General features: G+C 59.4%; 10 protein-coding genes. 7 read left to right on the forward strand and 3 right to left on the reverse strand.

What is annotated here, in order from left to right; all coding sequences use genetic code 11:
* Positions 1-25: 25 nt before the first annotated feature.
* Positions 26-3,109: an alpha-mannosidase gene (locus P5540_07050; protein ID HRT64572.1), complete on the forward strand. Its 3,084-nt coding sequence runs from the start codon at positions 26-28 to the stop codon at positions 3,107-3,109.
* A 26-nt stretch (positions 3,110-3,135) separates the two neighbouring features.
* Here P5540_07050 and P5540_07055 read toward each other — a convergent pair whose 3' ends face one another.
* The gene (locus tag P5540_07055; protein ID HRT64573.1) at positions 3,136-5,688 is read right to left on the reverse strand and encodes a LysM peptidoglycan-binding domain-containing protein; all 2,553 of its coding nucleotides are present in this window, start codon (positions 5,686-5,688) and stop codon (positions 3,136-3,138) included.
* A 571-nt stretch (positions 5,689-6,259) separates the two neighbouring features.
* On the opposite strand from P5540_07055, the gene pal reads away from it, so the two are divergent.
* The 6 genes from pal (at position 6,260) to P5540_07085 (ending at position 12,187) form a co-directional block, all read left to right on the forward strand.
* Complete coding sequence (gene pal, locus P5540_07060) at positions 6,260-6,784, forward strand: peptidoglycan-associated lipoprotein Pal (GenBank protein HRT64574.1); 525 nt, start codon at positions 6,260-6,262, stop codon at positions 6,782-6,784.
* Between the two features lie 26 nt (positions 6,785-6,810).
* Positions 6,811-7,737 carry a tol-pal system protein YbgF gene (gene ybgF / locus P5540_07065; protein HRT64575.1) on the forward strand — a complete coding sequence of 309 codons (927 nt, stop codon included), beginning with the start codon at positions 6,811-6,813 and terminating at the stop codon, positions 7,735-7,737.
* Positions 7,738-7,846: 109 nt separating this feature from the next.
* Positions 7,847-8,875, forward strand: coding sequence for a BadF/BadG/BcrA/BcrD ATPase family protein (locus tag P5540_07070; protein ID HRT64576.1), 1,029 nt, complete (start codon positions 7,847-7,849; stop codon positions 8,873-8,875).
* 3 nt (positions 8,876-8,878) lie between these two features.
* Positions 8,879-10,216: a DUF1573 domain-containing protein gene (locus P5540_07075; protein HRT64577.1), complete on the forward strand. Its 1,338-nt coding sequence runs from the start codon at positions 8,879-8,881 to the stop codon at positions 10,214-10,216.
* A 136-nt stretch (positions 10,217-10,352) separates the two neighbouring features.
* Positions 10,353-10,736: a hypothetical protein gene (locus P5540_07080; GenBank protein ID HRT64578.1), complete on the forward strand. Its 384-nt coding sequence runs from the start codon at positions 10,353-10,355 to the stop codon at positions 10,734-10,736.
* Complete coding sequence (locus tag P5540_07085; GenBank protein HRT64579.1) at positions 10,736-12,187, forward strand: UDPGP type 1 family protein; 1,452 nt, start codon at positions 10,736-10,738, stop codon at positions 12,185-12,187. Before P5540_07080 ends, P5540_07085 begins: the two co-directional genes overlap by 1 nt.
* Positions 12,188-12,622: 435 nt before the next feature.
* Here the strand turns inward: P5540_07085 and P5540_07090 are convergent, their stop codons facing one another.
* Positions 12,623-13,285, reverse strand: a complete 663-nt coding sequence (locus P5540_07090; protein ID HRT64580.1) for a PilZ domain-containing protein — start codon at positions 13,283-13,285, stop codon at positions 12,623-12,625.
* 56 nt (positions 13,286-13,341) lie between these two features.
* Positions 13,342-14,151, reverse strand: coding sequence for a hypothetical protein (locus P5540_07095; protein HRT64581.1), 810 nt, complete (start codon positions 14,149-14,151; stop codon positions 13,342-13,344).
* Between the last annotated feature and the right edge of the window lie 32 nt (positions 14,152-14,183).

Genomic DNA, 14,183 nt, shown 5'->3' on the forward strand with positions numbered 1-14,183 from the left:
GATCGCATCGTGAGGAGCAGGACGCATGTCGAATTTTGAAGCCGAACGCCGGGTGGAAATGGAGCAGGCGCGCAACCGCCTGCGCGAGATTTGGAACACGGTCTACACGGACCGGCTGCCGATTGGGCGCATCCAGGCGCGCGTGACGGGGCCGGGGCTGGGTCCCGAACGGATGCCGAAATCGGGCTGGAGGCCGTTTTCGGTGCATGATCGCTGGGGCGGTTTTGATCAGACGACGTGGTTCCGCATGACGGTGGCGGTTCCGAAGCGCATGAAAGGGCAATGCGTGGTGGCGCTGATCCGTCCGGGCGGCGAATCGCTTGCCTACGTCAACGGCCAGCCGTTTCAGGGCCTGGATCGCAACCGCGACGAACTTTTCCTTGCCGAAAGATCCAAGGGCGGCGAACGCTTCGAGATCGCGCTGGAATCGGTTCCGAGCGTCCGGTTCGACGAATACCATCACTTCGAGTATGCCGACATCGCGGTGATGCACCGCGAGGCATGGGATTTCTACTGGGATGCGCGGGTCGTTTACACCGTGCTCGAACAACTCGAGAAAAACTCGACGCCGCGTCAGCAGTTGCTCGAATTGCTGAAGGACGCGATGTTCAAGGTGGATCTCCAGCACGTGGGCGCGCCCGCTTACCATGCGTCGCTGATCGCGGCGGGACGTTTCCTGCGGACGGGCCTCAAACGGTTCGAGGCGAGTTACGGCATGGGCAAATTGATCCTGACGGGCCAGTCGCATATTGACACGGCGTGGCTGTGGCCATTGCGGGAGACGCGGCGCAAGTGCGGCCGGACCTTCTCGACGATGCTGAACCTGATGGATCGCTATCCCGAATTCGTGTTCCTCGCCAGCCAGCCGGTCCAGTATGAATGGATGAAGGAGCATTACCCGGAACTTTTCAGGCGCATCAAGCAGCGTGTCAAGGAAGGCCGGTGGGAAGTGTTCGGCGCGTTATGGGTCGAAAACGACTGCAACGTGCCGTCGGGCGAAGCCGTCGTGCGCCAGCTGTTGTACGGCAACCGCTTCTTCCGGAAGGAATTCGGCATCCATTCGACGACGGCATGGCTTCCGGACGCTTTTGGCTATGCGTGGTCTCTGCCGCAAATCTTCAAGAAGGCGCAGGTGGACACGTTCGTCACGACGAAAATCACCTGGAGCCGGTTTACGGAATTTCCGTACAGCGTTTTCCAGTGGGAAGGCGCGGACGGCACGCGGATTCTCGGCATGATGCCGCCGTTGAATTACAACGGCAACACGCATCCACGCGATTGCATCGAACAGTGGAAATTGTTCCGGCAGAAGGATCGGTTCGAGGAGGTTCCCTTTCCGTACGGTCATGGCGACGGCGGCGGCGGCGTCACCATGGAAATGATCGAATTCGGCAAACGGCTTGGCAATATTGTTGGGGTGCCGAAATGCGAATTGGGCCGCATCCAGGACTGTATTGACCGCATGAAAACACAATGCCGGTTCGAGGACTTGCCGGTCTGGAACAGCGAGTTGTATCTTGAATATCACCGTGGCTGCCAGACGACGCAGGCGCGCACGAAACGCAACAACCGCAAGCTGGAATTCCTCCTGCGCCAGACGGAGTTTCTAAGCAGTTGGGCGTTGATGCACGGCGGCAGGTACGATCGGGCCGCCCTGTATGATGCGTGGAAAATCGTTCTGACGAACCAGTTTCACGACATCCTGCCGGGATCTTCGATTACCGAGGTGTACGCGCAGGCCGACCAGGACTACGCGCGGGCGCGCGGCCTTGCAACGTCGGTGCGCGCGGCGGCCTTGAACCATCTGGCCGGGCGGATCGACACGTCCGGTCCCGGCCGGCCTGTTCTCGTCTTCAACGACCTGTCGTGGGTGCGGACGGATGCGGCGCGCGTCGAAATGCCTTTGCCTCAGGGAGATTTCCACGTCGTTGACGGCGCCGGCGCCGGGGCGCTCTGCCAACAGACCGGTCCGAACGAACTGCTGATACTCGCCGAAGGCGTGCCGCCGTTGGGCTATGCCGCCTATCATGTCGTGCCGGGCGCATCTTCCGTTGAGAATACGCTGAAAGCGGCTTCCACAGGAATGGAAAATGATTTCATCCGTCTCACGTTCGATAAAAAAGGCCGGATCGCTCGCTTGTACGACAAGATTGAACACCGCGATCTGCTCGTGAAGGGCCAACCCGGCAATGTACTGGAGTTGTTTGAGGATCGTCCGCACGGCAACGATGCGTGGGACATAGATCCGAACTTCGAGGAAGTGTCGTGGGAACCGCGACCGGCCGAATCCATCGAGGTCGTCGAAACCGGGCCGGTCCGCGCAATCGTGCGCATGGTCCGCAAGACCGAGCGCAGCGTCATCACGCAGGACGTGACGCTTCATGCGCATACGTCGCGTATTGATTTCGTCACGCACGTGGACTGGCATGAAAAGCGCGTCCTGCTCAAGGCCGCGTTTCCCGTCAACGTTCGCGCGAGCCACGCGACCTACGAAATCCAGTTTGCCGCCATCGAGCGCGCCACGCACCGCAACACCGATTTCGACCGCGCGCGCTACGAGGTGCCCGCGCACAAGTGGGCCGACTTGTCCGAAGGCGATTACGGTGTCAGCCTGCTGAGCGACTGCAAGTACGGATACGAAACCAAGGGGAATCGGATGCGGATTTCGTTGCTGCGTTCGCCGGTCGATCCCGATCCGAAAGCCGATGAAGGCGAACACCTGTTTACCTACGCTATTTATCCGCATGCGTGGACATGGCGCAACGGGACCGTCCAGGAGGGATTTGAATTGAACAGCCCCCTCTTGGCGTTCGCGGCGCCCGCGAAGAAAGGCATGCTGCCGCCCTGCGGGGCGTTTGCGAGCGTGGACGCGGACCACGTCGTCATAGACACGATCAAGCGGAGCGAGGATTCGAATGCGCTGATCGTGCGGGTGTACGAAGCCTACGGACAACGCGGTCCGGTGGCATTGACCTTTGGGCGCACGCCCAAACGGGTGACGGAATGCGATTTGATGGAAGAGAACGACACGCCGATCAAGACCAAGGGAGCAACGGTTTGCTTTGATATTACGCCCTTCGAGATTCGATCGTTCAAGGTCGCTTTCTGATGGGGAGCCATCGGCGGGCCGGTTCGCTATCCTTGGATGGAAACCTTCTGGCCAATCTGGAGGACCGGCAATTTGGTCCAGCCGTTCCATTTGCAGATGTCGCTGATCTTCACCTTGTAGCGGGCGGCGATGCTGCTGAGCGTTTCACCCTTGGCCACGATATGAATGGTTCCGGAGGGTTCCTGGGGTTTGGCAGCGTCGTTTTGGGCCAGCGCCACCCGTTTGGGCGTTGTATTGCCGGTTTCCGATTTTTTGTCCCCGGCGGGTTGGGAGGGAACCGTCGAGGCGAGTTTGTCGGCGTTTGTATTTGCCGTATCGCCGGGCACATAGACCACATGCTGGTCGCCCGCGCGAATAACGGATGACGCGGTCAATCCGTTCCATGCCAAAAATTGGCTGACTTTCACCTTGTACCGGGCGGCGATGCTGCTGGCGGTTTCGCCCTTGGCAACGGTATGCACCACCTTTTGGCCGTCCGGGGGTTGTTTATCCGGCCCTTTGTTCCTTCCGTCCTGTTTTTCGCCGGAAGATTTGACGGGCGCCGTGGCGGCTTGCCCCTTGCCGTTCATGCCCTTGATGACCAGTTTGTCGCCGATGTTGATTTTTGAAATCGTGGTAATCTTGTTCCATTCGGCAATCTCGTCTATCTTGACGCCGTATTGCTTGGCAATCTTGGCCAAGGACTCGCCCGCGCGGACCACATGCCATTCATCCGCCGTTTCATCCGGCGCATCCTGGGCGCCTTTCAAGACCAATTTGTCCCCGACATTGATGACTTCGGGCTTCTTGATTTTATTCCATGAAAGCACTTCCGCAAGCGTTACCTTGTGCTTTGCGGCGATGTTGGACAGCGTGTCGCCCTTTTGCACGGTATAGACTTTATCGGTCGAACCGCCCATGCGGCCTTTGTTTCCGGGGGCATTTTCCCGCGCACGGGCGGTGTCCGGTTCGTCGGCCTCCGCCTCCGGCAAGCGAACTTCCACCGGAACGATGTTGCCCGCCGGAATGGTCAATCGGCGGCCGGTTGTCAACCGGCTGGCGATTTTGATGCGATTGGTTTTACAGACCTCATCGGCGGATACCCCGTATTTTTTGGCTATGGTTTCGATCGTCTCGCCGCGCTTGACGACATGAATGTGTTTGCGATCCCAAGACCGTAAAACGTCCGATCCCACTGTCGGAACACTGTGCAGCGCCGAGGCCAGTTGTGTTTGCGCCGCCGGGGGCACCTGCAGCGAGAATTCGGCATTGGGCGGGGTTACGCCGCGAATCAAGTCGGGATTAAGCGCCCGCAGCGTGCCGTCCGGCAATCCGCCGGCCTTTTCGAGCGCGGCAAGCGAATAGGCGCCGCGCACCTTGATCTGGACCGTTTCCTCGGCGGGTTGCGGATTGGACTCAAAACCGAAACGCTCGGGATCCTTGGCGACGATGATCGAAGCGAGCAGTTTGGCATAGAACTTCTTCGTTTCATCCATCATCAAGGCCGAAGTACATGGCGTGTCCAGTAGTTTCCACAGGTTGCGTTCGCCGTTCGCGGCGGCCAAGACGCGATCAAGGCCGCCTTCGCCCATGTTGTAGGCCGTTACGGCCAGCGGCCAACTGCCGTCGAAGCGTTCATTGAGATCGGAAAGATAACGGATGGCGCTTTGCGTCGCTTTGCGCCAATTCATGCGCTCGTCCACAAACGGATCACATTTCAGGCCATAGCGCGCGCCGGTTGCACGCATGAACTGCCACATGCCCCCCGCGCCCGCCCGCGACACCACTTTCGGCGAAAACTGGCTTTCGACCATGGCCAGCCAGACCAGATCGGGCGGCAGCCCCGCGCGCGCGAATTCCTCGCGAATATACGGCAGATATTTGTAACTGCGATCCAGTCCCCCCTGAAAATTTCGCGGATAAAGGTTTTGGATTTCCGAGATTTCCGTGAGCACGCGGTCGGACAGCACGGACGGTGTTTCGAGTTCGGCCATGATCCCCTTCGACAATTCCTCCGCGGAAGGATGGATGCGCCGCCGGTCGTATTTGGCCGCTTCTCGTTCCCCGGTCGTCAGCACATTGCGCAAAGAGTCTCGTACGCCGTACAGTGCATCCGGATCAGGGACGGCTTTCGCGAGCACATCGAGCATTCGGTTGTATTGGCGAAGGGCCGCCTCGGAATCCCCTTGTTCCTGCGCCGCGTTGGCCTGGGCGAGCGCCTCGCGCGCGGGATTTGCGGCGCCTTCTTCGGAAGGTTTTGCGCCGGCGTCCAGAATGCGTTCAAATTCGCCGCGAAGGTTGTGGTAAATGATCGGATCAAGGTTGGCTTCCCGGAGCCGGTCGAGCATGCGGACATATTCGCGGAGAGCCGCTTCCCGGTCGCCTTTTTCATGGGCCGCGTTCGCAAGATTGAATGCGTCCCTGGCTTCTTGCACCAGTTCCGTCACGCTGCGGGGCTTTGCGGGACCCAACTCCTGCGCGCGCACACGAGCGGCCGGCGCAGGGCCGAAATGATGAACTTGGCGGCGTGTCGCGCATCCGGCCGCCAGAACAACCAAGACAACAGGCAATGCGCACCAGCGCGCGGATTTCAAAGTCACGGTCGCTATTCTCCAGTACGGTCACAGGCATGGGCGCTTATCAGTGCCCATGCGTATTTGTTGGAGCGGCCTCTCTTCGAGACTCCCGCCGGGCAAGCGCATAGGTTGCGATTGCCTCCGTTTGGACGCTCAAGGCGCCCGGACTCTTTTCCACAGTCGTCGTTGGGCCTAATTGGGCCTTTGCGGTTGGTGGTCCATGAACCACGGCCCAAGATGTCTTAGTATAAACCACTATACCTTGAGTGTCAACCGCAGCCATAAACCCGTGAACCACAATATTTTGTAGATATCACGCCAACGGGGAACATGGGATGGCCTTTTCCTGCGCGCCATGGTCTTTCGCGCAAGGGCGCGGCATGACTTTTCCGCTATCATACTATCTATGTATTTTCCCCCTGAAGAAAAAATGAAACTTTTCGACGTATTCCGAGTATACTATTGAAAAAACAGCGGACATGCCGGTTGGCCGGGCGCATTTTCGCCTGTCTGTTTGAACTGCGCATGGCCGCGTGTTACAATGTATCCCGGTGTCCAACAACGCGAAACAGACAATTTTTAGTGGAGGAGAACGATGAAGACAAACGCTCGTGTTACGACATTGATCATGGTCATGTGCTTGGCGGCGGTTCTGGTTCTGACCGGCGGCTGCAAAGGCAAGAAGCAACAGGCCATCAACCCTGAATTGACAACTCCGACGACGGATTCGGGCGGCGGATTGCCGGATGTGGATCAAGGCGCGCTGCAGTGGAAGCCCGCGACCGATCTGGAGAAAATCTATTTCGATTATGACAGTTACGCGCTGCGTCCGGACGCGCTCAAGTCTCTGGGTGTGAACGCGGAAAAGATGAAGGCCGATCCGGCGAACACGATGTTCCAGGTTGAAGGCCACTGCGACGAACGCGGCACGCAGGAATACAACATGGCGCTCGGCGAGAAGCGCGCGCTGGCCGTTCGCGAACACCTGATCAAACTCGGCATTGCGGGCGACCGGATTGTGACGATTTCCTACGGCAAGGAGCGTCCGGTGGCGGAAGGCCACAACGAGGCCGCCTGGAAGCAAAATCGCCGCGCCGAGTTCAACCGGGCAACCAAATAACGGCTTGCCGAAAAAAGGGCTGAGTCATGCGATCAATATGCTGGACCGTTGCGGTGGCGCTGTCGGTGGTGTTTCTCACGGCCGGGTGCGGTACGATGGGCGGCGGCCAAAAGGCCAACGCCATCTACGACACCCAGCGGCGTGTCGCCAGTCTGGACAAGCAATTGTCCGGATCGGTGGAGAAACTAAACCAGAACACGGCGGAATTGATCGCCCGGCTCGACGCGACCGATCAGCAATTGAAGTCGTTGCAGTCGCAAGTCGAGGAAAGCGCCGCGAAATCCAATCTTGTGGAGAAAAAATTGGATAACCTCACCAATTCGCTGGCGCGGTATTTCCGATCGGGCGCGATGCCTCCGCCCGCGGCGCCCGGCGGCGGCGAAATTCCACCGCCCACCGGTGAGCCGTTGGTCTACAGTCCATCGCGCGAAGCGACGCCGGCTCCGGCGCCGGGCCCGGCGGCTCCGGCGGCTCCTTTGCCTCCGCCCTCCGCAACGTCTGCGGCGTCCCCAGCGCCGGCTGCAACGCCCGCAGCCCCCATTGCCGCTGCTCCGGCCGCTCCAATCGGCACGGGGAATCCGGAAGCGGACTACACCCAGGCGCAAAAGAGTTATGCGAGCGAGAATTACAAGGCGGCCCTTGAACAGTTCGATGCGTTTCTGACGCAGTATCCGACGTCCGAGAACGCGCCCAATGCGCTGTTCTGGAAGGCGAAGGCGCTGCAAAGCCTCGAGCAGCACGAGCAGGCCATAGCCGAGTTTGAAAAACTGCGCACCAATTATCCGACGAGCGTCCGGGTTCCGTACGCGATGCTGTATCAGGCCATCTGCCAGGCCAAACTGGGCCAGACGGCGCGCGCAAGCGAACTGATGCAGGAGGTGATCCGAAATTATCCGATGACGCCCGCGGCGGATCAGGCGAAAACGGAGATCAAGAGGCTGAAACCCAATTGATTCGGGTGCGCGCATGAGAATGCGATAAACATCACGCGCGGAGCACATGCCCCGCGCGTGATGTGTCATTGGCGGTCAGATCCGCCGGAACGACTCATGGAGGAGTACCGTGGCAAACGCCAAGACCAAGCGATATTACCTCGGAATTGACGCCGGGGGGACGAAGACTTTCTGCCTTGTGGGAGACGACGAAGGCCATATCTTGGGCTTTGGGCGCGCGGGCGCGGGCAATTATGAGTGTTTCGGCGTGGAACCCGCGGCGGTTGAAAACCGCAAGGCGGTCGAAGGCGCGCTGAAGGCGGCTGGGTTGGCGCTGAAGGATATTTCCGGAATCGGCATGGGCATTGCCGGCGCCGATTTGCCCGAAGACTACGACATGCTCGAACGCGCGATCTATACCCCGTTGTTCGGGGCGATTCCACGCGTGTTCCGCAACGACTCGATGGGCGGCCTTCGCGGGGGCACGCGCAATCCCTACGGCATCGTGATTGCCTGCGGAACCGGCTGCGTGTGCGCCGGCGTGAACCGGGCCGGAAGACACACGCGTGTCGGCGGGCTCGGCGAGGAGTTTGGCGATTGGGTTTCCGGCAGCAGTATCGGCCTGCGCGGAATCCAGGCGGTCTGGCAGGCCCGCGACCGCATCATTCCACCGACGCTGCTGACACGGTTGTTCGTCGAAAAGGGCGGCTGTCGCGACGTGGACGAACTGTTTTACAAACTGTACCGCCGCGAAATGGCGCCATCGGCCTTGCAGCCGATGGCCAAACTGGTGTTCGACGCGGCGTACGAAGGCGATGCCGCGGCGTGCGAGATTCTTGAATGGGGCGGACGGTATCTTGCTAAAATGGTGTGCGCCGTGGCCGTGGCGCTTGAAATGCAGCGCGACGAATTCGAGGTGGTCATGGCGGGCAGCGTGTTCAAGGGATCGAGCCCGGTGCTGGCCGACACGATGCGAATGGACATTCACCGCGTATGTCCGTTGGCGCGCACGGTGATGCCGGTGTTCGAACCTGTCGTGGGCGCGTTGCTCATGGGAATGGAACTGGATATCGTTGTTACGGATGCTATCTATGAAACGCTTTCGCGCGAGTTGCGCGAGGCTGAAAAACGATATGAAGTCAGATTTCAAGCGGAGTGAGCCATGAGACCCATTGCTGTAATTGCTGTGATTGCCATGGCCGGTGTGGCCGGCGGCGTCGTCGGATACGGCGTCTACAAGTTTTCAGCCAAACCACAAGTGGTGGTGTCGCCCGCAGCCCCAACGACGGGCAAGGAAGATCAGTTTCTCCAGGAAGCGCGCAAATTGGCCGATGCGACACCGCCTGTCCAGGAGGCGCCGGGCGCCTTGCCGCCGGTCAACGGCGATCCGACCGAAGTGCCAATCATCGCGACGGATCCCGAAGAGACGCTGGATTTCGGGGTTATCGAGACGCAAGGGATCGCCGTGCGCGAACTCAAGGTGTTGAACAAAGGGAAGGCCGGTTTGATCATTTCGCAAGTAAACACCTCATGCGGTTGCACGAAAGCCCATATTGACGAGGACAAGAAAAATATACCGCCGGGCGGCAGTTCGGTCATTACGGTTCGCGTGGACCCGAAGCAGATCTCCGGATCGGTTTCACACAAGACGCTGACCATCCTGTCCAACGATCCGGCGCGCAACCGCCTGACGGTCAATGTTATCGCCAAGATCAATCCGGAATATGTGTTGGATCCCGAAAAAGTTGAATTCGGCGAGATCGAAAAAGGGGTCATGGCCGAAAAAACCGTGATCCTTCGGCAGACCGGCGAGGAGACCATCGAACTGCTCGATATTCGTCCGCCCCTGCAACTGGCCGGACTCGAAGCGTCGTTCGTGAAGCGGCCCGAAGCGGAATGGGCCACGCCAAACCGTCCCGAATACGCGATCACGGTCCGCATGACGCCGGACGCGCCGGCCGGTCCGTTCATGGGCAATCTGAGCATTCAGACAACCTGCAAACGGATGCCCATCATGCAAATGCAAATCCGGGCGGACGTCAAGGCTTTCTATGAAGTGATGCCGCCGGGGATGCGGCAACTTCTTGTGAGCGCCGGCCCCAAACTCGGCCAAAACGTCGCGCCCTCGCCGGCCCGGGTAACCGTGAAATCGGATCGGCCGATCGAAATAGTTGATCTCAAGACTTCGACCGAGACATTGTCCGCGACATCCGCCCCGGGCGATGCCCCGAATAGTTTTGTCATCGAAGTCACGGCATCTCCCGACGCCAAGCCGGCCCGGCTGGCGGAAACGCTCACCTTTGGCGTCAAGTCGGGCGACCAAGTCTTTTATGAAAAATACAACGTGCGGGTTCTTGCGGGCCGCCCCCCGGTTCCGCCGCCCGGAACGGGCAACACACCCTCCGCGGGCATTCCCGGCGCTCCCGGCATTCCCGCGGTTCCGCAACCGCCTCAACCGCCGCCCACAGCCGCGCCGCCGCCTGCAAATCCAGGAAAGTAAGGAAGCATGGCCCGGGAAGACATGATGAGCAAACGGGACTCGCGCACAGGGAGATGACATGCGGGTAGTGGGTAGCGTGTGTTTTTGTGTCGTTGTTACGTGGAATCGGTTGCGGGGACGGCAGGAGACATAATCCATGGCGTTGTTTGGCCGAAGCGACAAAGACAAGGATGCCGGCGCGAATGGAAGCCCAACGCGGCCCGTCATGGGGCGCGAGGGGTATTGCCGGATTTGCCAAAAACGCATGATGTTCAGCCGGTGCTGGCAACGCCCGCGTCCCTTGTCCAAGTGCGAAGCCTGTGGCGTGGTGTTCGACAACCCGGCGGTTCTTTACGGGAAAACGATACCGGCCTGCCCGCGTTGCGGCGAATACCTTGAACAGCCCGGTTTCGAATATGGCATCTGCGACGGGTGTGGATCGAAGTATGAATTCGTGCAGGGCGCCAAGCCGTCGCTCTTGCCCAACCGCGCTCAACGGGCCGAAATGGACAAATACGGGCGGGCATGGACACGGGATTGATGGCGTGGACCCATGAGCAGGCGCAGGCGGTTTTGGCCGAACAGGGCCAGGAACACGTCTTGCGCTTTTGGTCCTCGCTGAATTCGGAAGAGCGCGCCGTTTTTCTGGAAGAACTGGAACAGGTGGATTTTCGTCTGGTGGGCCGCCTGATTCGAGAATGGGTGCTGAGCGAACCGCCGGAGGAGCGTTTCAGCCGCATCGAACCCATACCCCTCATTCCGAAAGTGGCCGGGGATCGTCCCGATGCCGTCGAGGCGCGGGAGGCCGGCGAAGAGGCGTTGCGCCAGGGGTGGGTGGGGCTGTTTCTCGTGGCGGGGGGCCAAGGGACGCGGCTGGGATTTGAAGGACCCAAAGGCGCCTATCCGATTGGTCCGGTGTCGAAAAAATCGTTATTTGCGTTTCACGCGGAGAAAATCCGCAATCTCCAGCGCCGTTACGGGTGCGTCCTCCCGTGGTACATCATGGTCAGCGACGCGAACGCGGACGCCACGCGCGCGTTTTTCCGGTCCCACGGCCACTTCGGACTGAACCCCGCCGATATTTTTTTCCTGAAACAACGCATGATGCCGTGCATTGACGAGAAGGGCCGTTTCATGCTGGCGGAACGTGGGCGCCTGGCCATGAATCCCAACGGCCACGGCGGATGCCTGCCCGCCATGATCGAAAACGGCGTCATCGCCGATGCCCGGCGGCGCGGCATTCGCGCGCTGAGTTATTTTCAGGTGGACAATTGGGCCGTAAAGGTCGCCGACCCCTATTTCATCGGATACCATTTCCTGCGCAACGCGGAGATGTCGTCAAAGAACCATTGGAAAAACCATGTGCGCGAAGCCGTCGGTGTTCATTGCCGGTGTGACGGCGAGTACCGCGTCATCGAATATACGGAGTTGGATCGGTATCCGCAACTGCTTGAAGTGGACGCCAACGGCCGCATGATTCACGGAGCGGGGAATCCGGCGATACATATTTTGTCTCTGGATTTTGTCGAACGGGTTGTCCGCCTTTACGATTCATTTCCCTGGCATCGCGCGCATAAAAAAATTCCGTATATTGACGAGTGCGGCGAACGCGTCAATCCGCCAAAACCCAACGGCTACAAATTTGAAACGTTCGTGTTCGATGCGCTTCGTTTCATTCGCCACGAACCGGTGGCCCTTGAAATCGCCCGCGCGGGCGAATACACACCCATCAAGCAGTTCGAGGGCGACAATAGCGTGACGTCGGCATGGCTCCGGATGGCGGAATACTGGGCCGAATGGCTCGATGCCGCGGGAAGCCCCGTGCCGAGGGACGATCAGGGACGGCCGGCCGTCCGCATCGAAATCAGTCCCGAATTTGCCCTTACCCAAGAAGAGTTTCTCGCCCGGGCGGCCGGTCGTGTGTTTCCAACCGACCGGGATTTATACATAGATCCGGAAGGAAACCTGCTCTCTGCCCCAGCGGCCCAATAACGCCAAGACGCGTGCCGCCTGCCGCCTGTTCTTCGTCCGTCAGCGCCTTGTAGTCTGGCTGGCTCATGCTCGTGCTCATGCTCGTAAACCAACCAAGGCGTTACTACATCTCCTATCGCTTGCGCGATTATTCAGGAGAACTCATTTTCATTCCCCCACGGAGGAGACGTCCAAGGTCTCCTGACAACTCGTCTTCGTAATGGCAGTGGATCGGAGAGACTTGTCCGCGCCGGTTGAACATGTTTAGACAAACAATAAAGTATGAGGATAGAATTATAATAATATTATATGGCCCCATCAAGAATTTTCAAGAATTCGATTATGATGACGAGCACAAGCATGAGCACGCGCACGCGCACGAACAGAGTGGCGGCCGGATGTATTTTGGGAACAACGCGAGCATGAAGAAAAACTGGGTTGTGGGCGCTACCCGCGTCAGTGCGACGCGCCCATTTCCTGCAGACGCCGCCAAATGTAATGCGAGATGGATAAATTGGCGTCCGGCGGCAATTCGGCGTATTTCAGACAAAGTTGGCGCATTCCGTTTTCCTGCGCGCCGACTGCGGGGATGATTTGCACCACCTGGCATGGGATCGTGTGCAGACTTTCCCCGGGAAGCGACAAGTCCATTTCGATGGAGGTGGAAAAATCGAATGGCGCATCGGTTTCGACGAGCACGCCGCCCGCGCTGATGTTCAGCAGCGCGGCATTGTATCGCCGCACATGATCGCGATCCTTGATTTGCACGGTGAGATCCGTCGGAATGCGGCAGGTGGTCCGGTGGACACTGCGCTTGATTTCGGCGGGCCGGCGCAACACGATGCCCTCCTCGCCGGGGGTCGGCCCACGCAACACTTCCGTCGCATAATAACAGTAGCCCCCTTCGTCGTGAAATTCCATGTCCGCGCGCATTCCCTCGACCGGATAATCTTTGCCGGGAAAGGTCACACAGACGGTTTCTTCGTCCAAGGACAGCACCCGGACCAGAAAGTGCCGGTCGGTGACATACAGGAAACATTGAAGCCCTTCAGCCAGATGGCACATGCCTTCTCCGGGGACCGCCTGGCATGCGTTGGGCGCCGCCTTGTCCTTCGTCATAAATTACGATCCTCCATTGAGCGTTTGGCGCCCAGCCGAAGAAAGTCGCCGGGCGCTCACGACAACGTAACGAACAACCCGAGAATGGCGTCGTGAAACGAATCCTTCTCGATATCCAGATACAACGATTGATGAATTTCGTAAAACCGTCCCACCAACGTTCCTTCGCGATAGATGCTGTCGCGTACAAGGCTGTATTTTGCCGGACGCGGGAGCCAACACTGAATATGCGCTTTTGGCGAAGACAGGCTGAAACGTCGCACGATGCGCGCGACTTCGTCGGGACCCCGGCATACGGACAAGCGGGCCGGCTGTCCTTCCATGAAGAAACTGCCTGGCGGCGCTTCCGCCCTGACTTGGATGATGTCGGTTTCTTGGGCGTCCTTGATTCGCCATGTTTCTCCGCCGGGTTCCATTTCGACGAAATACATCACGTTGCCGTCGTTGTCCGTGCAGGCATACAGGTCGCTTGGGGCCGGCAAGGGACGTCGTAGCAGCACGTGGCTGGCAAAGGGGTCTGGAATATCCGCCGCCTCGGAATCGTCGGGATTCATTGCCCGTTCGGTAAGCCCGCGGGCGCCGGCCAGCGCCCAGCGCTGTCGCACCTCGTTCAACAGCGCGCGAAGGGTGAAGGTGACAACGCCCATTCCAATCACGGCGGCCATGGCGGCGGCCCCCAGGTTTCGCGCGGCGTCCTGATCCGAAGCGACGCCGTAAACGAGAATGGCGGCCGCCTCGAATAGACACACCGTGTAGATGGCCATCAATCCGAAGGTCAACGGATGCACCAGTCGCGGCAGGGTGTAATAACAGACGGCACGCTCATATTCGGTCAGCCGGTGCACCGGCCCGTCAATCCGCGCCATGGGACTTTCTCCCTTGCCATGAATCCGATGTT

It is taken from the genome of Candidatus Hydrogenedentota bacterium (assembly GCA_035450225.1).
Lineage (GTDB): Bacteria > Hydrogenedentota > Hydrogenedentia > Hydrogenedentales > SLHB01 > DSVR01.

What these genes read in the sequence shown, in the direction of transcription:
- P5540_07080 (HRT64578.1), top strand. Translation starts at nt 10,353, where the DNA reads ATGGCGTTGTTTGGCCGAAGCGACAAAGACAAGGATGCCGGCGCGAAT.
- P5540_07095 (HRT64581.1), bottom strand. Translation starts at nt 14,151, where the DNA reads ATGGCGCGGATTGACGGGCCGGTGCACCGGCTGACCGAATATGAGCGT.
- ybgF (HRT64575.1), top strand. Translation starts at nt 6,811, where the DNA reads ATGCGATCAATATGCTGGACCGTTGCGGTGGCGCTGTCGGTGGTGTTT.
- pal (HRT64574.1), top strand. Translation starts at nt 6,260, where the DNA reads ATGAAGACAAACGCTCGTGTTACGACATTGATCATGGTCATGTGCTTG.
- P5540_07090 (HRT64580.1), bottom strand. Translation starts at nt 13,285, where the DNA reads ATGACGAAGGACAAGGCGGCGCCCAACGCATGCCAGGCGGTCCCCGGA.
- P5540_07050 (HRT64572.1), top strand. Translation starts at nt 26, where the DNA reads ATGTCGAATTTTGAAGCCGAACGCCGGGTGGAAATGGAGCAGGCGCGC.
- P5540_07075 (HRT64577.1), top strand. Translation starts at nt 8,879, where the DNA reads ATGAGACCCATTGCTGTAATTGCTGTGATTGCCATGGCCGGTGTGGCC.
- P5540_07085 (HRT64579.1), top strand. Translation starts at nt 10,736, where the DNA reads ATGGCGTGGACCCATGAGCAGGCGCAGGCGGTTTTGGCCGAACAGGGC.